This is a genomic window from Terriglobia bacterium (assembly GCA_032252755.1).
Lineage (GTDB): Bacteria > Acidobacteriota > Terriglobia > Terriglobales > Acidobacteriaceae > JAVUPY01.
The window spans coordinates 14,166-37,934 of record JAVUPY010000017.1 but is presented as its reverse complement, the minus strand read 5'-3'; the positions used below and the strand labels follow the sequence as shown (position 1 = coordinate 37,934).

The window sequence follows — 23,769 nt, the reverse complement described above, 5'->3', positions numbered from 1 at the left end:
GAGACATAACTGTCCTCGGGCCGCCGGGCAAGTACGTGTAGTTCAGACGGGACAGGCGTCCCTTTGAAGGTGAAGCAATGGCAAAAGGAATCTCACGGCGAAAGTTTCTCCAGGTCACTGGCGGTGTGGCCGGTGCGGCCGCAGCGACCTCTGCAGTTGCACAACCGTTTCCCCCTGGCTGGAAAGGCAACACTCGGGTCGAACTCATCCCAACGAACTGCGAGATGTGCTTCTGGCGCTGCGGCGTGCTTGCAGAAGTCAAAGACGGAAGGTTACTCAAGCTGCAGGGAAACCCCGATCACCCGCTTACGAAGGGCAAGCTCTGCGCGCGGGGAAACGCCGGTGTCGCACTGCTCAACGATCCCGACCGCCTGAAGTATCCGCAAATTCGAACGGGAGAGCGTGGAGAAGGGAAGTTTAAGCGCGTTTCGTGGGATGAAGCCCTCGACTTTCTCACATCGCGATTGAAGGATCTAAAGCAGAAGTACGGCGCGGAGAGCGTGGCTGTCTTTCCGCACGGCGTTGGCTCGGGATTCTTCGCTACTCTGATGAAGGCATACGGTACACCGAACGCGGCTGAGCCAGCGTTTGCGCAGTGCCGCGGTCCGCGCGATGTCGGTTACCAGCTGACTTTCGGGCGGCCTGTGAACTCGCCCGAACCGGTCGATCTGGAAGAGTCCAAATGCATCGTTCTCATGGGCAGCCACATTGGCGAGAACATCTTTACATCGCAGGTCACGGCTTTCTCGGATGGACTCGGAAAAGGCGCGAAACTCATCGTCGTGGACCCGCGCTTCTCCACTGCAGCTTCGAAAGCTACCTGGTGGCTACCGATCAAGCCCGGAACCGATACGGCGCTCCTGCTGGCCTGGATGAATGTGCTGGTCACAGAAAAGCTGTGCGACACGGATTACCTCGACGAGTACGCGGTCGGCTTCAAGGAACTCACTGCTCACGTGAAGGAATTCACGCCTGAGTGGGCGGAGACGATTACGGAACTTTCTGCCGCGCAGATTCGCGAAACCGCGCATGCGATGGCTGAGGCCAAGCCGGCCGTCGCGATCCATCCCGGACGTCACGTCACCTGGTATGGCAACGACACGCAGCGTGCGCGCGCGATGGCGATTCTAACGGCATTACTCGGAGCCTACGGGCGCAAGGGTGGAATTTTCCTGCCGACCAAACTTGCGCAGGGACGTATACCACTGCCACCGATGCCGGAATCCGAAAGGGGCCGTGGCGATCGCGTGGGAGATGTCTATCCCCTCGCAAGCGAAGAAGCGTACGGTCTCACCCATGGACTGATCGAAACGACCCGGACCGAAAACCCGTATCCGATCAAGGCCTGGGTCGTCTATGGCCAGAATATTCTCGAAAGCATTCCTACGCGGGCGCAGACGCTCGAGGCTATCAAGAAGCTGGAATTCATGGCCGTTGTCGATGTCCTTCCGCAGGAACAGACTCGCTACGCTGATCTCGTCCTACCTGAAGCTACTTATCTCGAACGTTATGACCCTCCTGCCGTCTCGACTACCGCGAAGCGTCCATTCGTATCTATCCGCCAACCGGCCGTAGAACCCATGTATGAATCGAAGCCGGGCTGGTGGATCGCCAAAGAAACCGCGAAGAGACTCGGGTTGCAGGACTACTTCCCGTGGACAGACCCGGACGAGCATCTGCGGAAACTGATCGCCCCGATGAACATCAATGAGTCGGAACTCAAGTCTCTGGGTGCAATCTCTTTTGACGGGAAACCGTATATAGAAGATCGCACTGAATCCGACGGTCCGCTCTTTCCAACGCAATCGGGAAAGATCGAAATCGTATCTTCGGTTCTCTCAGATCTCAAACTCGACGCGCTTCCGAAGTACGAACCGGTTCCCGATCCTCCCGCCGGGTACGTGCGCCTGATCTACGGTCGTGCTCCGGTGCACTCGTTCTCGCGCACCGAAAACAACGCATGGCTTGATGACCTGATGCACGAAAACCCCGTCTGGCTGAGTGCCGAGGCGGCTAACAAGTCAGGCTTGAAAGATGGCCAGGAGGTCATTCTAGAAAACCAGGATGGCGTGAAGAGTCCGACGGTCACTCTGAGAGTCACGCCCGGGATGCGCAACGACGTCGCCTATACCGTGCACGGATTCGGTCCTCAAGCGCCCGGCTTGAAGAAGGCTTACCAGCACGGTTTCTCGGACACGGCTCTCATGACGCGTGTTGCCATCGATCCTCTCACGGGTGCGACGGGCATGAGAGTCAACTTTGTTCGCGTAATCGCGGCAGAGAAGGGATAGGAGCAAACATGGCGCGATATGCAATGGTCGTCGATACCGAAAAATGCGTAGGCTGCCAGTCCTGCACCGTGGCCTGCAAATCGGAATGGGATGTGCCCAACGGCAACGCACGCACGCGCGTTCGTCCAGCGGGCGTCAGGGGCACTTTCCCGAATTTCAAGTCAACTTTTTACCTGTCGCAGTGCAACAACTGCGATCATCCCACCTGCGTTCCGGCGTGTCCCACGGGCGCGACATCGCAAGGCAAGGACGGCCTCGTTCGGGTCGACAGGCAGCTTTGTATTGGGTGCGGAAGTTGCGTCGCAGCCTGTCCCTACGGCGCGCGATACGTCAGTCCGGCGATCGACAAGGTTGATAAGTGCGACTTCTGCTCGTCGCGAACCGACCAGGGAATCGAACCTGCGTGCGTCGTTACCTGCCCGGCGAAAGCAAAAATCTTCGGTGATCTTGATGATCGCAACAGTCGCGTGTTCGATCTCGTCTACCATGAAGGCGCTCGCCGCAATGAGACCGCCGAGATCGCGATCGGCCCCAACGTCTACTACCTCGGTAAACCAGAACATATCGAGATGGGGTTCGCGTCATTCGTTCCACAGCCGCCGCGAACCGTTGCCGCCGGACAGGTCTGGGCCAAACTCGCGAAAAAACTTGTTTATCTCATGGTCACCGCCACGTTTGCCGGCCAGGCCATGGCATTCTTCCGCCAGCTGTCCGTTGGCGAAAAGCAGTTCGACGAGTAGGAGGCTTGTATGTCATTTGAGGCTATTCCCAACCTCCCGGTTCCGCTGACGGCAGAGCAGGCCGAAATCATGGCTCAGAACCGTATCAAGAAGCACCACGTGGCCATCGTGCTTCTGCACTGGTTCAACGCCATTGTCTGGGCTTTTGAACTGGCCACGGGGTCGGCGCTGATTGTCGCTCCATCCTACCGGTTCATGCCGCAGTGGTACCTAACGTTCATGGAAGAGCTGTTCGGCACTCGCGCCAACCTGCTGCGTGCGCATATTGCCTTCGGAATGACTTGGATGATCGTCTTCCTCGTCTATGCGATATTTGGCTGGCGCGATTACCTGCACACGGAAGTTCTTCGTAAGGAAGTCGGTCTGGACGAAGATGACTTCTCCTGGCTGAGAGTCCGATTGTTGCTCCTGTTGAACCGGACGAAAGAACCGCTACCACCCCAGGGCGCCTACAACGCCGGGCAGAAACTTTATGCGCTCATGGTTTACGTCATGATCCCCGTCATCATGATCACGGGCGTGGTCATGACTTTTCACCTCGGCACCGTTCTCGTGCAATGGGCCATGCTGCTGCATTTCCTGGCGGTGGGCAGTGTAGTCTCTGGTCTCATGATCCACGTTTATATGGGAGCCGTTTTTCCCGAAGAACGTCCGGCATTCTATTCCATGATCACCGGCATGGTCGACGAGCTCTATGCGTACCGGCATCACTTTAAGTGGTGGCGTGAGGTGAAAATCCTGCAACGGGAATGGGAGTGCGAACAGAATGCGCAGGCGAAACCCGAAGGGATCCTCCAAAGTGTTACCGAGATCATGGCGGAGAGCCCAACCCCGGAGGAGGGTGAGCGGGATCACAAATGATTTCCTGGTTCACAGGTTAAACTCCAAGCTGGCGGTATTAAGATGAATAAAGCTGTGAAAAGATCAAACGGACGGAAGCCTTTCGCGATTGACGACAGGATCTTCGAGCGACAGGCGGTCATCTGCAAGGCATTCGCTCATCCGAAGCGATTGAAGTTGCTGTCGCTGCTCAGCGATGGCGAACGGCCAATGTCGGAATTGCAGAAGGAACTGTCGCTCTCCCGCGCAAATATGTCGCAACACGTGGCTATTCTTCGCGCTGCCGGTGTGATCGATACTTACCGCAACGGGCAGCACATGTATTGTTTTCTCGCGTTTCCCGAGGTGAAGAAAGCCTGTCACCTGATCCACGAAGTTCTGCGCAGCCAGATTCGCGATCAGAAGAAGTTCGCAATCTAAGCATTTCCTGCAAGAATTGCGGACCTCTGGTTATTTTGCTCCGACCAGCGACGAATCGAGGATCTCGTAAGTCGTATGGATCTTCGCGCTCTTGCCGATCATCGCACCCACTGAACAATACTTCTCCTCGGAGAGGCGAATTGCATCCTCAATTGCGGATGGAGTGACCTCTCCCGTAATCACATGATGGATCCGGACATCGGTGAACACCTGAGGCGGATCAGCGGCCTGGTCAGCCTCACAGGAGACCTGGTACCCGGTCACCGTCTGACGTTTTTTGCGGAGTATGTTGATCACGTCAAATGCCGTACAGCCAGCCAGAGCAATGGCGACGAGTTCGATTGGCTTGGCGCCGGTCGCGCCCGCCGCGTCATCGATAATTAAGTGGTGTCCAGTGCCGCTGGTGGCGACGAACTGGCGCCCGGAACCTGTCGGCTGAGTAAGAGTAAGATTGCAAGAAACCATGAGAGGCAGTCCCTTTCCTATCAATTCACTTAGAATAAATGCAAACCCGCAGAAAAACGTTACCGCTCAGCTGAACCAGAGTCCAGAAACAGCGGCAACTCAATAATTTGAGGAGACAAGCCCATCAAGGGGGAAGAGCGTTAGCCCGCGTTAGTGCTGGACTTACTGGGCGGTAATGGGCGATTTTCGCGGGATCTAAGTTTGCGGTGTCTGCTGGTATCGCCGAGAAGAGGCGATGAGATCCCAGGGCCTGGACATGTTGCGAATCCAACAGGGTCTCAGCCGTTGAGGAAATGTCGTCGTATTAAGAAAGAGAACCCCACCGCCGCAGCTACCAGTAAAATGCCCACAAAAGTATTAGCCATCTCCATGTCGATGATCGTAGCGTAAATTGCTTGAGCTGTGGGTACAGGTGAACATAATCAGTTATTACTTTCGGGAAGCACCATTACCGGCCTCCTGATGGGGAGCACTTTCACCTCATGAGCACACAAAAGAAGAAATATGTGCTAGCGCTGGACCAGGGAACCACGTCGAGCCGGGCCATTCTTTTTGACCGCACCGGAACGCCAATGGCGGTTGCCCAGAAGGAGTTCGAGCAGATATATCCTGCGCCGGGACAGGTAGAGCATGACCCCGAGGCGATCTGGAATTCGCAGCTGGAGGTCGCACGCGAAGTGCTGCGCAGCTCAGGAATCTCTGCGGAAGAGATCGCCGCAATCGGGATTGCCAATCAGCGCGAAACGACCATTGTGTGGGATCGGAAGACCGGGAAGCCAGTGGCGAACGCCATCGTGTGGCAGAGCCGGGTGACCGCGCCGATCTGCGAGGACCTGCACCACGGTGGGAACGACGAGCTGATACGCGCGAAGACAGGGCTGGTGATCGATCCATATTTCTCTGCGACGAAGCTGAAGCATCTTCTGGATACGGTTCCCGGATTGCGCGAGCGTGCGGAAGATGGAGAGGCGCTGTTCGGGACCGTGGATTCCTTTCTTCTGTGGCGGCTGACGGGAGGGAAGCGGCACGCGACTGACGTAAGCAATGCGAGCCGGACGATGCTGTTCAACATTCATTCGTGCGAATGGGATGAAGAGCTGCTGCGGCTATTGGAGATTCCGCGGGTGATGCTGCCGGAGATTGTGGCGTCGAGCGAGGTTTGCGGCGAGACCGAGCCGTCGCTGCTAGGAAGTGTGATTCCAATTGCAGGAATTGCGGGGGATCAGCAGGCGGCGCTGTTTGGTCAACTCTGTTTCGAGCCGGGAATGGCGAAGGCGACGTACGGGACAGGATGCTTCGTGCTGCTCAATACCGGGTCGCGTGCGCCTCAACAGCAGGGCGGATTGCTGACGACGGTCGGGTGGAAGATTGGCGACGAGCTGACGTATTGCGTTGAGGGCGCGGTGTTTATCGCCGGCGCGGTGGTGCAGTGGATGCGCGATGGGCTGAAGGCGATCGCACAGTCGGCAGACATTGAGGCGCTGAGCAACTCGGTGGAAGACTCGAATGGCGTCTATTTTGTGCCAGCGTTCGTTGGGCTCGGAGCGCCTTATTGGGACCCCGATGCCCGAGGAATGATCATTGGGCTGACGAGGGAGTCGACGGTTGCGCATGTAGCGAGGGCGGCGATTGAGGCGATTGCGTTGCAGACGCGCGACGTCTTGCAGGCGATGCAGCGCGATGCGGGAGTCGGACTGGCGGAATTGCGGGTCGATGGTGGTGCCAGCCGGAATAACTCACTGATGCAATTCCAGGCGGACATCATGGACGTGAGAGTCCGGCGGCCGAAGGTAACGGAAACGACGGCGCTCGGGGCAGCTTACCTGGCGGGGCTTGCGACAGGATTCTGGAAGTCGCGGGACGAGTTGACGGAGCAGTGGAGCCTGGATCGGGAGTTTGAGCCGAAGATGCAACCACGCGACCGCGAAGCGCGATATCTGCGCTGGGTGAATGCGGTCGAACGAGTGAGAGGGTGGGCGAGAGCGGACATCTGAACGAGCTGCGCCACTATCTCGCACCGGATGCGCGATGCGAGGGGCCAGCGCGCAGTTCACTAGCGGACGAGGTATACGTACAAGGTGTTATTGCCGGAGCGGAGATCCTTGCCGTAAACGACGGCGAACCCGACATCAAGGACGCGGAGTTTGAGTTGGGCGCCGGTGTCGTAGAGCCACTTGCGCGAACCCAGCGCTGGGTTCGGGTCTGTGATCTTGCCGGTGTCGAGGAATGGGCCGAGCGTGAGGCGGAAAAGACCGGCGTTGTAAATCTGCTTATCGATTTCCCAATTGGACAGAAAATAGTTCCTGCCGAGAGGCGCGCTGCCTTTAAGGCCGTCTTTTGTTCCGACGTGTGCGCGGAGCATGAGGTTATTGTCGCGCTCGATTCCTAGCATGAATAATTCGTCAAACGGTACGTCGCCAAATGTGCGGCCATAGCTGACCTTGCTCTGCATCTCGTAATCGTCGCTGGTCGCACGGGGGAACCAGTGCTGCGAGGACGAGAATTGGAGCTTCGCAAAAGTGGAGTCTTGTGTGCTCCAGAACCGCCCTTCCTCGGTCGATGCCGACGTAGTGATGAAGAAACGATGTTCGGGCAGGCGAAGCAGGCCGTAGTTGATGCGAGCGAAGTGCTTGAGCTGGTTACCGTTCACGAAAAGAGATTGTGGCAGAGTTGAATCGACAGCAAGGTTGCGGAAATTGCGGTGGGAGAACTCGCCGCCGGTGGACCAGTTCCACTTTCCGCTGCGATACGAAGCGATCCCGGCGAGCGCGGATTCGCGGCGCATGTTGAGATCGCCAAGAGAGTCGATTGGCAGAACGGAGAAATTTTCGAGCGACCAGTTCTCGTTTCGGAGGCCGGTCGAGAGTCGCCAAAGCCAGCGTGGGTCGCGTCGCAGCGGAGCGGAAATTTCGGCGCTGATGCGGCGTTTGTTCTTATCCCAGCGGAAGAGAGAGTGGATGTTGATGGCTTCGCCGCGGACATTCGAATACTCGGGAGTGATAGTTTCGAAGGGGACTCCGCGAAATGTCGACAGGAGAGCGGACCACATGTTACTGCCAAAGCCGTTGAGTTCGCTGGCGTTCAGCGCAGCGTCGAATTTGCCGTCGTTGCGGGCCTCGAGTTGGATGTTGAACTGAGGAAAGATTCCGAGGCCGCCGAGGCGCGCGGTTGAGGCGAGATATTGGGGGCGCGTCATCATGCTTGCAGGAGCGAATGCGAGGGCGCGATCGATGAGCACGAGGTCTGTTCGAAGTTCAGGTCCGGTGCGGACATTTTGCAGCACTGGCTTTTGGACGCGGTTCCAGTACTTCAACGCGGCTTCTAGATTGCCGTCGAGAAAATAGAGTGTGCCGAGGAAATCATTGGCGTAGTCGTCTTTCGGATTGAGATGTAAGGCGACGAAAAGCCAGTGCCTCGCTTCGGAACGGTTCTTTTGTTTGAAGGCGACACCGGCGAGCTCTTCCGGGAAGCGCGAATCACGTGGGGCGAGCTTACGGCCCGCGAGGAAGCATTCGCGAGCTTCGGGCCATCGGTTGAGCTTGGCGAGTGCGGTGCCGTAGATGTAGTCGGTGTCGGCAGAGCGATTGGAAAAGGGCTGGACGATGGCGACGATTTCGGCCCAGCGCTTCTGGGCGAAGAGTTGGTGGAGATTATCGAGGTCCTGCCGGGCGGCATCGGAAGATCGAAAGATCGGAATATCGGAAGAGCGAGATGGGGGTACTTCGACTGCGTTACCGGACGGGCGTTCCTCTCGGGATGACGAACTCTGCGCGGCGGCCGGCACAAACGACGGCAACAAGATGTACAGGAGCGCTGCACTCAGGATTGAGGCACGGCGAGCAGCGTCCAGTTTCCGGTGACGTTCCACTCTTTTTCGAAGGTCCTTCGATCCAGCTTCTCTAGTTTGCGTCCGGCGGGATCATTGAACATTACCAGATTGCGGCCGGTGTCCACGCCTGCGACGACGACATAGTGCAAGGCTTGACTGTTCTCGACCGGCTTCAGCGCCACGATCAGCGGACGACCTTTTCGCAGGTGCTGATCGAGATCGGACCACGCGCCGCGAAAGACGAATGTTCTATAACCCTGTTGCTGCAGGTATCGCTCCATCGCTGAAGCGTAGATGCCGTGCGCTTCCGGCGAATGAATTTGGCCGAATATGTGCACCGCGTCGGCAGCTTTAGTCGGTTGCCGGCCTGACTGGCGGATCCAGTACTGCATCACCATCGCGATGGACGCGGCGCCGCACCCATCTTTCGACTGCTGGACGAAGGGAACGTCGAGCCAGACTCCGGTATCCGCAGCGGAATGCGTGAAGGCCGCGGAAAGACCCACATCTGCGAAAAGCGCGCAGATATGGGGCACCGAAAGGGTGCAAAAGCACAGGGGGACTGCAATTACTTTTGCTACCCGTCCGAGCATGACTTTCGCGCTAGTGGACCGCGACGATGATCAGGATCAGTGCCGCGATCGCGACGAGAATGAGCAGAAGGTCGTGATCGTCGATCCTGCCGGCGGCGAAATCGTTCTGCGCGTTGTTCGCGCGCGAGGCGAGTTGCGCGAGTTCGGCGCTGGAGAGAGAAGAGACCGCAGTCTTCACCTGCGCCGGATCAAGTTGCGCCGCCTTCATTGCTTTCTGCACCTTCGGTGCGGCAAGGGCGTTCGTCAGCTTGTCGATATTCTGCTGACGGATTTGTGTGGCCGAGACGGTTTCTTTCTGCAGGTCGGCCTGGCTTACGACATGGCTCTGCGCTGCAAGTTGCGGAACAACGAAGACCGCGAACAGGAACGTAGCGGCCACAAGCTGAAGATACCGCCTGTGGATGAAAGACATCCTACGAGACCTCCAAGTGAAAATTTGAGATGAGGTTAGCACAAATACCGCTGTGAAAAAGGGACCGGGGAGACATGGACTAAAGAGAGGCAATGAAAGTTTTACCAACAGAAAGCGAAAGCCTATTCACCACAGAGACACAGAGGAAGATGGGCTTAAAACCTAAGATCGTGAGATCCGATTATTGTGCTCGGTGTTCCTGTGTTTCGGTCGTGAATAGGCATTTATGCGTGGTCGAAGTCGATGTAGCCGTGCACGGGGTCGGTGTGGACAAGTTTGACGCGCAGGCGGTCGCCGACGTCGAAGCCGTTGCGGCCGTGCTGAAGCATGCCTTCGATGTGCGGTTGGAAGGCTCGCACGAAGGTGCCCTTCGGGCCCGCACCGGTAACGATGGCATTGAAGGTCTCTCCCACCCGATGGCTCATCGCGACCGCGGCGATTCGCTTACCCATTTCGCGCTCGACTTTACGCGCAGCGTTTTCCTTTTGCGTGCAGTTCTGCGCGATGGTATTGAGTTCGGTATCGGAGTAGGGGCCGTTTCGTTTCGCGAGCTTGGCCTTAATAAGACGCTGGGTAACGACATCGGCGAAGCGGCGGTTGGGCGCGGTGGAGTGGGTGTAATCCTGCACGGCGAGGCCAAAGTGGCCTTCGCCGGTGTCGCCTGGAGGCTCGAGGACGTATTCGCCGGGGCCCATGAGTTTCACGACGATGAGGGAGACTTCAGGGAAGCGGTCGGGATCGGCGGCTTTTTGCTTTTCGAGAAAATCGTTGAGCGCCTTGGAATCAGGGGTGGCGGGCAGATGACCGCCATGCTGGGCGGCGAGTTCGACGATACGGTCCCAGCGCAGGGGTGTTCTCACGATGCGGCGAATTGAGGAGACGTCGAGGAGGTAGCGCGCGACCGCGCCATTGGCGGCGATCATGAAATCTTCAATGAGGTCGGAAGCACGATTCTTTTCCTGCTGAGCTACGTCAACAACCTGGTCTCCGTGAAACACGGGTTGGAGTTCTGTGCTCTCGATATTGAGCGCACCGTGACGATAACGCTCGCTCTTGAGCGCCTGCGCGGCGCGGTCCTGCAGCTTGATCTGCTGCTGAATTTCAGGTGAGTTGGCGATGCGTTCGGGCGGTCCGGAGTGGCCTTCGAGCCAGGCTCCGACCGCGCTGTAGGCGAGTTGCGCCTTATTGCGAACGATGGCGCGATAAATATTTCCGGAATCGACGCAGCCCTGCGTGTCGACGACGTACTCAGTCACGATCGCGAGACGGTCCTGGTCCTGCAGAAGGGAGCTTGCGGCGGTGGAAAGCTGCTCAGGAAGCATGGGGAAGATGCGCACGCCGGTGTAAACGGTGGTGGTTTCGCGGGCGGCGTGCTGATCAATGGGAGTAGCGCGCTTCGCGAAAGTATCGACGTCGGCGATGCCGATCATTACCTTGATCTTTCCGTCGCCAAGGTCTTCGGCAACTTCGATCTGGTCGAGGTCCCTGGAGGTGTCGTTGTCGATTGACGACCAAGGCTGGTTGCGAAGATCGCGGATGTCGGTCGAGGGAGAGATCTGCGGCGGGTGTGCGTTCAAAGAATCAAGTTGTTGCTGCACTTCAGGCGGAAAATCGGGCTCGAAGCCGTGTTCGAGCATGGATTGGAGGGCAAGGGACTCGAGATCGACGTGGTGGTTAGGGCTGTGCATAAGAAAGGGAGAAGGCTAACACAATCGCGCAGTCGATTCACCACAGACGCAAAGAGCAGAAAGCAGCTACCGGAACCACAAGGACCAGACGGTGTCGACGAGGGTGTGGGTGGTGGCGGAGGCGAGGATTTGGCGGCGGGAGCGCCAAGCGCGTCCGTAGAAGATTCCGGCGATAAAGGCGAGGATGACGTAGCGCCAGTTGAAAATGGCTCCCTTTGGGTAATGGGAAAGGCCGAAAAGGACGGAGGCGGTAAAGAGCGCGCGGGTGCGGCCCATCCAAGGTTCGAGAAGATTCTGGAGGATACCGCGGAAAAAGAGTTCTTCGGGGATAGCGGTGAGGAGAAATGTGACGAGCAGAGCGCCGATGATTTCGATCGCGTTGTGCACGCGCGGGAAGAAGCGGATGAAGTGAAGCACGAGGCCCAGACCGATCCCGATGGGCGCGAAGAAACACCATTCACGGAGACCGATTGCGAAAGGAATCAAACCGCGCCACGCTTTCGCACTGGACTGCGCGCGAGAAGGGTCGCCTGAGTCAGTGGGGACGAAGGAATAGCCGATACCCTCAAGGCGTCGATTCACGATGTACACGTAAAGGGCGACATCGGCGAGATAGAGCTTGGGGAGGCTGCCGAGGCCGGGATAGGGCCATGCGCCGCCAACAGCATGGGTTTCGAGAATGAGGGCGAGGGCGAGAAGAACGACGACATCCTGCAGTGTGAGTTTTTGCGGCAGGCGTGAAAATTCGATGATTGCGGCAGTAGCTACAGGGATGAGCGCGAGTGAGATGAAGTAGATCCAGTGGAATTCGTGGCGGGGGATCGAAAAGATGAGATAAGGGACCGCGAGAGTGGCAGGGACCAATACGCGGAGTGCCACCGGCTTTATCTTTGCCAGTGGTTCACCGAGCCCGAAGCCGAAGAACCAAAGCGGAACGAGCAGCAGGGCGAAGCAGATGAATGCGGGCGCAATGTGTCCGCCGAGGGTTTGGGAAATGCGGAAGGCGTGAACTTCCACCCAGAAGCCCTCAAGGAGCAAAGCGAATACGAGGACGCCAAGAAAGGGGCGTGTCATCGAGCGATCCAGCGATCGTGCCATCGTGAATCGGGTCATCGGCCAATGGTAAATCTGTTAACGAAAAACACTGATTCGAGCTGACCGAAGTGTTCAGAATCTTATCGCAGCAAGCTAGTTGCTCCTGGTGGCAGATTCGGGGTCGGGGTGAAAGTCGGCGAGGGAGAGTTCCGCGAGTTCGCCGATCCGCTCGATGCGAAGGTCCCCTTGCGGGTATTGGGCGAGGTTCTGGGGATTGTGGGCATAGTGTCCCTGGTCGACGGAAACCGTGGTGACGCGCTCGCGCCATTGTCGCTTCATGGCGTCGAGGATGCGGAGCTTGTCATCGATCATCACGTAGTGCTCGCTTGGGAAATGATGTTCGACCTCGTCGAGCATCTGCTCTTTGTGGATGTAGACGAGGAAGTTGTTGTGGACAGCTTCGGCAAGGCCGGAACGGTGGACCTTCCAGGGCTGGAAGACGGCGTCGCCATCGCTGAGGATGACCGCGGGCCCCCATTTGTGAACGTGCTCGATGGCATCGATGGAGCCCGGGTAAAGGCGATTGGCAAATGGATATTCGATGAGGTACTTGGAAACTTCAAGAATGCCTTCGTCGCGGGGGTGCGCGACGCGAAAGCGTTGGAGAGAGCCGAGGTAATCCACATAGCCGAGTTCGGACCGGAGCTGTTCGAGGATTTCCCAGTAATGCTGCTGGCACTCAGCCCCCACTTTGGTGGTGATGTGGTCGCGCAGGTTCTCCTGGATGCGGTCGTTGTCGAGCAGTGTGTTATCGACGTCAAATAAGAAGACGATTTTGTGTTTCAGCAAGGGTGAGTCTCCGCAACAGAAATATACGCTGAGCGCAAAGGCCGAGGCTCGGGGATTTTAAGCGAATCGAAGAACCGAACACCGATTACAAAAAATTCCACTTATGGGCAACTTCGGGCAGCAGAACTGCTTCTCACTCGCGGTGTGGTCCGCCTTTTAGTTCCTCCCTGCAAGCGGTTTGTTAAGTGTCACGAGGGGTTAAACGCGCCCGGACTGCGCTCAAATTCGCTTTTCTGATGTCTGCAAGCCCTTTGGAAGCCCGCGTCTGCGACAAACGCGCAGATCTGGGTCACGAAGGGACCCTGATTGGAGACGCGCTCACCCTATGGCTACCCAAGAAGTGCCTTCGAAACTCAAGAACAACGATCTTCTGGACACCTCGGAACTCCTGACAGTTCTTAACTCATACAAAAACGGGGATTTTAGCGCCCGAATGGCGCCGGACAAGGTGGGAGTGGCCGGAAAGGTGGCCGACACTTTGAACGAAATTCTGGAGCGCCAGGAGCGACTCGCCGGGGAGATTGCCCGCGTGTACGACGCCGTGGCACGCGAGGGCCGGATCAATACGCGGATTTCATTGCCGACGGCGTCGGGATCGTGGGCGACGTCGGTCAACTCGGTGAACCAGTTGATCACCGACCTCGTTCAACCAACGGCCGAGATGGGACGCGTGATCGGTGCGGTCGCCAAGGGAGACCTCGGGCAGCGCATGACGCTGGATGTCGACGGCAAGCCGCTTTCGGGTGAGTTCCTGAAGACGGCCAAACTGGTGAACACGATGGCGGAGCAGTTGAACGGGTTCGCCAACGAAGTGACGCGCGTGGCCCGCGAGGTGGGAACCGAAGGAAAGCTGGGCGGACAAGCGAAAGTGAAGGGCGTCGCCGGTGTATGGAAAGACTTGACGGATAGTGTGAACTCCATGGCCGGCAACCTGACCAACCAGGTGCGAAACATCGCCGAGGTAACAACAGGCGTCGCTAATGGCGACTTGTCGAGAAAGATCACGGTCGACGCCCGCGGCGAAATTTTGGAACTCAAGAACACGATCAACACGATGGTGGACCAACTGAACGGGTTCGCCGGTGAAGTGACGCGCGTGGCACGCGAAGTAGGAACGGACGGAAAGTTGGGCGGCCAGGCGAATGTGCGTGGAGTCGCTGGTGTGTGGAAAGACCTGACAGACAGCGTGAACTCGATGGCGCGCAACCTGACAGGGCAGGTGAGAAACATTGCGGAAGTAACGACGGGCGTGGCCAAAGGCGACCTCTCGACGAAGATCACCGTCGATGCGCAGGGCGAAATTTTGGAACTCAAGAACACGATCAACACGATGGTAGATCAGCTCAATGCGTTTGCAGGCGAAGTAACGCGCGTGGCACGCGAAGTAGGTACTGACGGGAAACTGGGCGGCCAGGCAAATGTGAAAGGCGTCGCCGGTGTCTGGAAAGACCTGACGGAGTCGGTGAACTCGATGGCCGGCAACCTCACGGCCCAGGTGCGAAACATTGCACAGGTTACGACTGGCGTCGCCAACGGCGACCTCTCACGAAAGATTACGGTCGATGCTCGTGGCGAAATTCTTGGGTTGAAGGACACGATCAACACGATGGTGGACCAGTTGAACGGGTTCGCCGCGGAAGTGACGCGCGTGGCACGCGAAGTAGGTACAGAAGGGAAACTGGGTGGCCAGGCGAACGTCAAGGGGGTGGCCGGTGTATGGAAGGACCTGACCGAGTCGGTGAACTCCATGGCAGGCAACCTCACCAGCCAGGTGCGGAACATAGCGCAGGTTACGACGGGCGTTGCCAAAGGCGACCTGTCGACGAAGATCACGGTCGACGCTCAAGGTGAAATCCTCGAACTGAAGAATACGATCAACACGATGGTGGACCAGTTGAACGGGTTCGCGGCCGAAGTGACGCGCGTGGCTCGCGAAGTAGGGACCGATGGAAAGCTGGGTGGCCAGGCCGATGTGAAGGGCGTCGCCGGCGTATGGAAGGACCTGACGGAGTCGGTGAATTCCATGGCGCGCAATCTGACGAACCAGGTGCGAAACATCGCGGAAGTGACGACAGGCGTCGCCAAAGGCGACCTGTCGACGAAGATCACCGTCGATGCTCAGGGCGAAATTCTCGAGTTGAAGACGACGATCAACACGATGGTGGACCAGTTGAACGGGTTCGCGGCCGAAGTGACGCGCGTGGCTCGCGAAGTAGGCACCGACGGAAAACTAGGCGGCCAGGCTGATGTGAAGGGCGTCGCCGGCGTGTGGAGAGATCTCACCGAATCGGTGAACTCAATGGCCGGCAACCTCACGGGCCAGGTGCGAAACATTGCCCAGGTGACAACAGGCGTCGCAAACGGTGACCTCTCACGGAAGATTACCGTGGACGCGCAGGGCGAAATTCTCGAGTTGAAAAACACCATCAACACGATGGTTGACCAACTCAACGCCTTCGCCGCCGAAGTGACGCGCGTGGCGCGTGAAGTAGGAACGGAAGGAAAGCTCGGTGGTCAGGCGAATGTGCGCGGCGTTGCGGGTGTGTGGAAGGAGTTGACCGAATCGGTGAACTCGATGGCGCGCAACCTGACGAACCAGGTGCGTAACATCGCTTCGGTGACGACGGGCGTCGCGAAGGGCGATCTTTCCAACAAGATCACGGTCGACGCGGAAGGAGAAATTCTCGAACTGAAGAACACGATCAACACGATGGTGGATCAACTGAACGCGTTCGCGGGCGAAGTGACGCGCGTGGCGCGTGAGGTGGGTACCGACGGAAAACTCGGCGGCCAGGCCGACGTGAAGGGCGTCGCCGGTGTGTGGAAGGACCTGACGGAGTCGGTGAACTCGATGGCCGCCAACCTGACCACCCAGGTGCGCGGCATCGTGCGGGTCGTGACTGCGGTCGCTAACGGCGACCTGAAGAGAAAACTGGTACTCGAAGCGAAGGGTGAAATCGCCGCGCTGGCGGACACGATCAACGAAATGATCGATACGCTGGCGACTTTCGCCGACCAGGTGACGACGGTGGCCCGCGAAGTGGGAGTCGAAGGGAAGTTGGGCGGTCAAGCACGCGTGCCGGGCGCCGCGGGCATCTGGAGCGACCTTACCAACAACGTGAACCAGTTGGCCGCCAATCTCACCACGCAGGTGCGAGCCATCGGCGAAGTCGCAAGAGCCGTGGCAAAGGGCGACTTGGCACGGTCGATTTCGGTCGAGGCGCAAGGCGAACTCGCGGCCCTCAAAGACAACATCAATGAAATGATTTTGAACCTGAAGGACACCACGCGAAAGAACACAGAGCAGGACTGGCTCAAGTCCAACCTCGCGAAGTTCACCCGCATGGTGCAGGGCCAGAAAGACCTGGTCACGTTCGCCAAGCTGGTGCTCTCGGAACTGGCTCCGCTGGTGGGCGCGCAGCACGGCGTCTTTTACCTGAGCGATACCGATGGCGACAAGTCGGTAATGAAGATGTTCGCCAGCTACGCCTTCCGCGAGCGCAAGGGGATTTCCAATCGCTTTGAGCTTGGCGAAGGGCTGGTAGGACAGTGCGCACTGGAGAAGGAGCGAATCCTGATCACCGAGGTCCCAAACGATTACATCAAGATCAATTCGGGGCTCGGTGAGGCAACGCCGCTGAATGTGGTCGTGTTGCCGGTGCTGTTTGAAGGCGAGGTCAAGGCGGTTTGCGAACTGGCCTCATTCCAGAATTTCAGCACCATTCACCTCGCACTGCTGGATCAACTGACCGAATCGATAGGTATCGCACTGAACACGATTTCGGCAACGAAGAGAACGGAAGAGCTGCTGAAAGAGTCGCAGGCACTCGCCGAAAAACTTCAGACGCAGCAGGAAGAACTTACGAAGACGAACCGGCGGCTGGAACAGCAGGCAGCGACGCTGCAGAACTCGGAAGACCTGCTTCGTACCCAGCAGGAACAGTTGCAGAAGAAGAACGAGGAACTCCAGGAGAAAGCCGTTCTACTGGCAGAGCAGAAGTCGGAGGTCGAAGACAAGAACCGCGAGGTGGAGCACGCGCGGCGTGCGCTGGAAGACAAGGCGCAGCAACTCGAACTCACTTCGCGCTACAAATCCGAATTCCTCGCCAACATGTCACACGAGTTACGTACTCCGCTGAATAACCTCTTGATCCTCGCGCGGATGCTTTCGGAGAACTCGGAAGGCAATCTGAACGACAAGCAAGTGAAGTATGCAGAGACAATCCATGCCTCGGGGCAGGACCTGCTGGTACTGATCAATGACATCCTCGATCTTGCGCGAATCGAGTCGGGGAACATGCTGATCGAGCTGACGGATGTTTCGTTCCAGGAGATTCTGCAATCGACGGAGCGCATGTTCCGGCACGTTGCGGATTCGAAAAAGCTGGAGTTCAAGGTCGAACTACATTCCGAGCTGCCGATGAGCATCAATACCGATCCTTCACGTTTGCAGCAAGTGATAAAGAACCTGCTGGCAAACGCTTTCAAGTTCACCGAGCACGGTTCGGTGAAGTTGAAGATCGGACCGGCGGAAACCGGGTGGACGCAGGGCCACAAGCAACTGGACGTAGCCGAGAACGTGATTGCGTTCTCGGTGCACGACACGGGAATCGGGATTCCGACCGAGAAGCAGCGGCTGATCTTCGAGGCCTTCCAGCAGGCCGATGGCACGACCAGCCGTAAGTACGGCGGCACCGGCCTGGGTTTGTCGATCAGCCGCGAGATCGTGCGGTTGCTCGGCGGCGAAATCACGCTGCAGAGCGAAGTTGGGCGGGGAAGCATCTTCACCGTTTATCTGCCGGCGAAGATAGCTGCGCCCTCGAGCGTCGTGAAGGCGCAGCACAGAGAACCAACGCCGATTCGGACCGCGGTGCCATCGGAAACCGAGCCTACGACTGCGGTATTGAATGCAGAGTTGCGGGCCGATCTGCACGGCCAACTGCAGGAATTCGACGACGACCGGAACAGGATTCGTCCGGACGACAAAGTTGCTCTCATCATCGAGAATGACCTTACGTTCGCATCGCTGCTGCTGGAGGTGATACGCAATCGCGGAATGAAAGGCGTGATTTCGACGCGCGGCGTTCACGCGCTGAACCTGGCGCGCGAACTGAAGCCGACGGCGATCACGCTCGATATCCTGCTGCCGGATTGTTCCGGATTCTCTGTGCTGGAGCGACTCAAGCGCGATTCGCACACCAGTCACATTCCCGTGCACGTAATCTCCATCGCCGAAGAAAAGACGCGTGCACTCGCGCTCGGGGCGGCTTCGTTCACGCAGAAGTCGTCGGGGGCGCAAGTTCTCGGCTCGGTCGTGGACCGGATTCACCGCACCATCGAGGAGAAGGACCGGCACGTCCTCGTGGTCTCCGGCAATGAGGCCCAGCGGGAGGAAATTGTGGAGTTGCTCGATGACGCCATAGTCCACTGCTATCCGGCCTCGAACATTGCAGATGCAGTGGGAGCATGCGCCATGCAGCAGTTTGATTGCGTCGTTTCGTCGCCGAACTTTGAGGATGGAACGGTCGCAGATCTGATTGAACGCACGCAGGTGCTCTACCGGGAAAACTGGCTGCGGGTGATTGCGTACGCGCCGGAGCCAATGCCGTCCGGAATAAGCGGACGGTTGCAAGTACTCTCAGATAACGTCGTGGTTCGCACGACAACCTCGCCGAGCGAACTACTTGAAGTGGCTTCCATTTTCCTGCATCGCCATGAGTCGCAGCTTTCGGAGCAGAAGCAGAAGATGCTGCGGCAGGTCCGCATCAAGGACCCAAAACTGGCCGGCCGACGAGTCCTCATGGTCGATGACGATGCAAGGAATATCTTCGCCGTTACCAGTGCGCTGGAGACCGCACAGGTAGAGGTGGTTTACGCCGAGAACGGGCGCGTGGCACTCGAACGGCTTCAGGACACGCCGGGGATCGACCTGGTGCTGATGGACATCATGATGCCGGAGATGGATGGCTACGCGGCTATGAGAGCAATCCGGGCGATGGACAAGTTCCGGAACCTGCCCATCATCGCGGTGACCGCCAAGGCCATGCTGGGCGACCGCGAGAAATGCATCCAGGCGGGAGCCTGGGACTACATTCCAAAGCCGGTGGACCTGGAGCAGCTATTCTCGCTCCTTCGCGTGTGGCTGCCGGACAACAAGACAACGGCTACTGCCGCTTAGGATTCGAACCTTAAGTGCCTATGGACCCGGTTACTCGACGCAAGCCGAAGGAGTTGGAGACGCCGAAAGTCACCATTTTATTGGTGGACGATAATGTCGACGTCCTCAATTCGATGGCAGCTGCCCTTGAAGTTCTGGATGAAGAAATTCTGACGGCCGTCAATGCCAATGCTGCTTTAAAGCATTTGTTGAAGGTTGATCCGGCAGTCATCGTTCTGGATGTCATGATGCCAGAGATGGATGGCTTTGAATTGGCGGCGACGATTCGCACGCGCGAGCGTTTCAAGCACACTCCAATTATCTTCCTGACCGGATTGGGAACCGAAAACAGCCAAATGCTGCAGGGCTACAAGGCTGGGGCGGTGGACTATCTTCTTAAGCCGGTCGATCCCGACGTGCTTCGGTCGAAGGTGCGCATCTTCGTTGAGCTGGCGAAGAAGAACGAAATGCTACGACGGTACGGTGCGGCAATGCAAGCCAATAGCGCCAAACTGGAAGAGGCGCTCGCGGCAACCCTGGAAGCCAATGCCAAACTGGAGCAGGAGATCCGCCAACGCACGAAGGCGGAAAAGAAGCGCGACCAGCTTGCAGGGCGTTTGGGAGCGACGCCGGATTTCGTGGCGGCGATGGCAGAAGGGGCGGTTACGCTGGCCCGCGACGGAAACATACTGTACTGCAACAACCGCTTTGCAGAGATGATTCAAGGGTCGGCCAAGGAACTGCTGGGGGCTCCCATCGAGGCCTTCATCGCGCCCGGGCACCTGAGCGCCTTCGTTGGAATGTTCGGCCAGAGTCTGCGCGAACGAGTTGTAGCCGAAATCGAAATACAATCGACCGCCGGAGAACGCATCCCCGTGCAAGTGGCGATGAGTCCGTTTTCGAGCGAGGATCTGCAGGCGATCGCCATGGTTGTGACCGACCTGCGGCACCACAAGCGAAACGAGCAGATCGTTGCGGAGGGCCGGCTTTCGCGGCTGATGCTGGAACACGCGAGCTCGGGAATCGCAGTATGCGACGAAGAGGGACGAATCATCCTTTCAAGCCGGTCGTTGGAGAAAATCTGCGGGGGTAATCCACAGTTCCAGTATTTCGACGATGTGCTGCCACTTGAACTAGTGAATCCGGGAGACCGGCCGGCGCGTTTCCATGCACGACAGGTCCTGGCCGGGACCACTCACCAGAGTTCGGAAGTCATTCTGGCCAAACCAGGTGGCGAAGGTGTGAGGTTATTGATGGGTGCCGGCCGGATTCTGTCCGATTCGGGCCATGCAGTTGGATGTGTAATCACATTGCTCGATATTTCCGAGCGGATGCTGATCGAAGAGGCATTGCGGCGCTCGGAGAAATTGGCGGCCGCTGGGCGCATCGCAGGGACGCTGGCGCATGAGATTAATAACCCGCTGTCTGCGGTGACGAACCTCCTTTACCTCTTGCAGACGAGTGGGTTGGACGAGATTCATCAACGATACGTTGACCTTGCAGCGGCAGAGTTGGGACGCGTCTCGCAGATTGCGAGGAATACGCTCTCGTTCTACCGCGAGGCTGCCAACCCGATCCCGGTGCGGCTCGAGGAAGTGCTGGACAGCGTACTCGAACTCTACGCGCGACAGGTATTGGACAAGTCTCTGCGGGTAACAAGACGATACCGGAGCGACGGTGAAATTCTGAACTTCCCCGGAGAGCTGAGACAGGTGTTCAGCAACCTGGTTCTCAACGCTATTGATGCGTTGCCCATTGAAGGCGAACTGATGCTGTCGGTGCGGTCATGCAGGCATCCGCGTACGGGTAAACGCGGAGTTCGCGTGGTCGTGGCGGACCGGGGCCCCGGCATTGCCCCGCAGGATCGCGAAAAGCTTTTCGAACCGTTCTTTACGACCAAGGGTGAGAAGGGCACCGGACTGGGCTTGTGGGTATCTCAAGGTATCGTGCAGAAGCAAGGCGGACTGATACGGGCCCGCAGCACGGTCGAACCGGGCCGATCGGGAACGCTGTTTTCTGTGTTCGTGCCGTCCGTGATGCCCATTGAGGTAATGCAGAAGACGCAAGCGGTGACGCGCGGGGCAGTAGAAGCGCCGATAGTTGCCGCGGCAGATGCTGCCGAGGCGCGGGACGGCACCACCGGTTGAGAGCCGCTCACCCATTCTCCGCTGTGCTCCGTCTTTCGTAACCCTCTGCGCAATCGGCCCCCAAATTGCAGTTCCTGTTCCGGGTTAAACTCACTCTATCCTGAAACGAAGCACTTCTACTCAGAGCATGGAAAAAGGGCGCGAGAAACTTGCATTCATCTTCCTGTTCCTGCTGGTAATCGCGATTTGCGCGGGGCTTTGGTACACCGGGGCGGAGCAGTCACCGCAGCCGCGACGGAACTCGGCGATCGTTCCGATTTCGAGAATCGTGAACCAGCGGCCGCTGCAGACGGCACAGCAACTGGAAAAAATTACCGAGACCCGAGACGAATTGCGTCTGGTGCGCAGTGCGCAGCGACTTGCGGACAACGAGGTGGACCTGGCGTTTGCCTCAGCCCTGCGGGACGCGAAGGTACACCCACCGGCTGAGACCCCGGCGGTGAAGCAACTGCGGCAACAGATTCGCTCGCTGGAAGACCAGGTCAAGGATGATCAGGACAAGATCAAGCAGTTGACGGCGGCTGCTGCCGCTGCGAAGGGCGATCGCGCCGACGAACTGCAGGACGAAGTGCAATTGCTGCAGGCGGAACTGGCGCTTCACCAGGGAGAGTTGGAGGACTCTAAACTGGACCTGATGCGCTCTGGCGGCGACCAGCAGAGCCGTATCCAGCGAGCCTTCGCGAACCACGAAGCGACGCAACACACGGATACGAACACAAACCCCGCTCAGGTATGGCTGTCGAAAGCCGAGAGTTACCAAGTCGCGGGGACGCTAGTCGGGCAGATTCGTGGCTGGCGGCACCTTCGCGACAAGTGCGCGCAAGTCGAGGCTGCACGGCAGCAGGCAAGCGATCTCGCGGCAGATCTCGACAAAAAGCATGACGCCCTGGAAGAGCACGTAAGTCAACTGGCGCAACAGAAACAGGCGCAACCACCTGAGCAGGCGGCGACTCCAGGCAAGCAGGGGTCAAGAGAACAGAACAAGGCGAAACTCGCCCTATTGCAGCACGAGTCCGAAGATCGCAAGACGCTGTCCGAATACGACGCGCGCATTCAGGACGCGCAGCAGATGGCGCAGTCCTATAGCGACTGGTTGGCACTGCTCTCATCGCGCGATCGCACGATGCAGCACGGCATGCTGCAGTCGCTGCTGTGGATCGTACTAATCGTCATGGGAACCGTTGCTGGAAACGTGGCGGTGGATCGAGCCTCGACGAAGTTGGCGTCAGAGCGGCGTCGGATGGCGACGATGAGGCTGCTCGGACACTTTGTCGTGCAGGCCATCGGGTTGCTGCTGGTGCTGCTGGTGATCCTGGGTTCGCCGGGACAGCTTTCGACGATATTGGCGTTTGCGGGCGCCGGGCTGACGGTCGCACTGAAGGACTTCATTGTCGCGTTCTTCGGCTGGTTCATCCTGATGGGAAAGAATGGCATTCGGGTCGGCGACTGGGTGGAGATCAATGGAATCGGCGGAGAAGTCGTCGAGATCGGATTGATGCGTACTGTGTTGCTGGAGACCGGTGAGTCCGCCGATGTTGGGCATCCCACCGGACGCCGCGTGACCTTCGTCAACAGTTTCGCGATCGAGGGTCACTACTTCAATTTTTCGACCGCCGGACAGTGGACATGGGATTCGCTTGAAGTTGACGTGCCGACGGGAAAGAACCCGCACCAGATCCGCGACGCGATTACGGATCTGGTCACCGGTCAGTTGGCAGAGAACACACGTCAGGCTGAGCAGGAGTGGCGTCGGGCAACGAGCGGTTATCCGGCACAATCACAATCGTTCAGTCTTTCGCCAGCCATTAACGTGCGGCCCGCGGGCGCCGGGATCACGGTTACAGTGCGGTACATCACGCGGGCGCAGGAACGGTACGAAATGAAGACGAAGCTGTACCGGGAAATCGCGGACTTGTTGCACGGAGAGAGAGCGGCGGCCAGGTAAGAACGTGGTAGACGCAACTTCTTCGGCGGAATGAGTTAACAGGGCTGCTGGAACTGCCAAGGCGCGCGAATATGGGATCCCCCTGCAAAGATGGGAACGAAGCACCCCTCGATGTGACGGGTATCACTGCCATGTACTCGGCATATCGCCAACCTAGTAGTGCATTCATAATTAGTGTTGCATTCATGGATTTAAGTAGCTGTTTTTTATTCGCCATCCTTTTAGTTGGCTCATAACGGTTTACCCCTCGGGTGGAAGCATCGCTCCGGGGCGCAATTCGAGACAGTCCAATGCCAACGACGATTCGCAGAATCGTCCCGACCGCGGCCCGAATAACAGTTCAGGCGAAAGACGGGTT

General features: G+C 58.0%; 15 protein-coding genes. 8 read left to right on the top strand and 7 right to left on the bottom strand.

The genetic code is table 11. The annotated features are described in order from the left end of the window. The first annotated feature begins 77 nt into the window (after nt 1-77). From ROO76_02995 to ROO76_02980, 4 genes are read left to right on the top strand one after another with little or no spacing between them, the layout of a single operon-like run. Nucleotides 78-2,291, top strand: coding sequence for a molybdopterin-dependent oxidoreductase (locus tag ROO76_02995; GenBank protein ID MDT8067112.1), 2,214 nt, complete (start codon nt 78-80; stop codon nt 2,289-2,291). A gap of 8 nt (nt 2,292-2,299) precedes the next feature. Beyond that, the gene (locus ROO76_02990) at nt 2,300-3,031 is read left to right on the top strand and encodes a 4Fe-4S dicluster domain-containing protein (GenBank protein ID MDT8067111.1); all 732 of its coding nucleotides are present in this window, start codon (nt 2,300-2,302) and stop codon (nt 3,029-3,031) included. 9 nt (nt 3,032-3,040) lie between these two features. Beyond that, nucleotides 3,041-3,892, top strand: coding sequence for a cytochrome b/b6 domain-containing protein (locus ROO76_02985; protein MDT8067110.1), 852 nt, complete (start codon nt 3,041-3,043; stop codon nt 3,890-3,892). A gap of 54 nt (nt 3,893-3,946) precedes the next feature. Next, complete coding sequence (locus tag ROO76_02980) at nt 3,947-4,291, top strand: metalloregulator ArsR/SmtB family transcription factor (protein MDT8067109.1); 345 nt, start codon at nt 3,947-3,949, stop codon at nt 4,289-4,291. A 30-nt stretch (nt 4,292-4,321) separates the two neighbouring features. On the opposite strand, the gene ROO76_02975 is transcribed toward ROO76_02980, so the two are convergent. Further along, nucleotides 4,322-4,756, bottom strand: a complete 435-nt coding sequence (locus ROO76_02975; GenBank protein MDT8067108.1) for an OsmC family protein — start codon at nt 4,754-4,756, stop codon at nt 4,322-4,324. A gap of 482 nt (nt 4,757-5,238) precedes the next feature. On the opposite strand from ROO76_02975, the gene glpK reads away from it, so the two are divergent. Continuing rightward, the gene (glpK, locus tag ROO76_02970; protein ID MDT8067107.1) at nt 5,239-6,750 is read left to right on the top strand and encodes a glycerol kinase GlpK; all 1,512 of its coding nucleotides are present in this window, start codon (nt 5,239-5,241) and stop codon (nt 6,748-6,750) included. 59 nt (nt 6,751-6,809) lie between these two features. Here the strand turns inward: glpK and ROO76_02965 are convergent, their stop codons facing one another. From ROO76_02965 to ROO76_02940, 6 genes are all read right to left on the bottom strand, one after another. Next, entirely contained in the window at nt 6,810-8,624 is a 1,815-nt protein-coding gene (locus tag ROO76_02965) for a tetratricopeptide repeat protein (GenBank protein MDT8067106.1), read from the bottom strand. Continuing rightward, nucleotides 8,576-9,091: a C39 family peptidase gene (locus tag ROO76_02960; protein ID MDT8067105.1), complete on the bottom strand. Its 516-nt coding sequence runs from the start codon at nt 9,089-9,091 to the stop codon at nt 8,576-8,578. Before ROO76_02960 ends, ROO76_02965 begins: the two co-directional genes overlap by 49 nt. Before the next feature lie 97 nt (nt 9,092-9,188). Next, entirely contained in the window at nt 9,189-9,590 is a 402-nt protein-coding gene (locus tag ROO76_02955) for a PA2779 family protein (GenBank protein MDT8067104.1), read from the bottom strand. Between the two features lie 224 nt (nt 9,591-9,814). After that, the gene (locus tag ROO76_02950) at nt 9,815-11,278 is read right to left on the bottom strand and encodes an RNB domain-containing ribonuclease (protein ID MDT8067103.1); all 1,464 of its coding nucleotides are present in this window, start codon (nt 11,276-11,278) and stop codon (nt 9,815-9,817) included. Nucleotides 11,279-11,344: 66 nt separating this feature from the next. Continuing rightward, nucleotides 11,345-12,352, bottom strand: a complete 1,008-nt coding sequence (locus ROO76_02945) for a CPBP family intramembrane glutamic endopeptidase (protein ID MDT8067102.1) — start codon at nt 12,350-12,352, stop codon at nt 11,345-11,347. A 114-nt stretch (nt 12,353-12,466) separates the two neighbouring features. After that, the gene (locus ROO76_02940; protein ID MDT8067101.1) at nt 12,467-13,162 is read right to left on the bottom strand and encodes an HAD family hydrolase; all 696 of its coding nucleotides are present in this window, start codon (nt 13,160-13,162) and stop codon (nt 12,467-12,469) included. Nucleotides 13,163-13,487: 325 nt separating this feature from the next. Here ROO76_02940 and ROO76_02935 point away from each other — a divergent pair, with 325 nt between their 5' ends. The 3 genes from ROO76_02935 (at nt 13,488) to ROO76_02925 (ending at nt 23,411) form a co-directional block, all read left to right on the top strand. Then, nucleotides 13,488-19,340 (top strand): HAMP domain-containing protein, encoded by a 5,853-nt coding sequence (locus ROO76_02935; GenBank protein ID MDT8067100.1) that lies wholly within the window; start codon nt 13,488-13,490, stop codon nt 19,338-19,340. Between the two features lie 20 nt (nt 19,341-19,360). Continuing rightward, on the top strand, nt 19,361-21,466 hold the full coding sequence (locus ROO76_02930; GenBank protein ID MDT8067099.1) for a response regulator: 2,106 nt from the start codon (nt 19,361-19,363) through the stop codon (nt 21,464-21,466). A gap of 127 nt (nt 21,467-21,593) precedes the next feature. Further along, the gene (locus tag ROO76_02925) at nt 21,594-23,411 is read left to right on the top strand and encodes a mechanosensitive ion channel (GenBank protein ID MDT8067098.1); all 1,818 of its coding nucleotides are present in this window, start codon (nt 21,594-21,596) and stop codon (nt 23,409-23,411) included. The last annotated feature ends 358 nt before the right edge of the window (nt 23,412-23,769 follow it).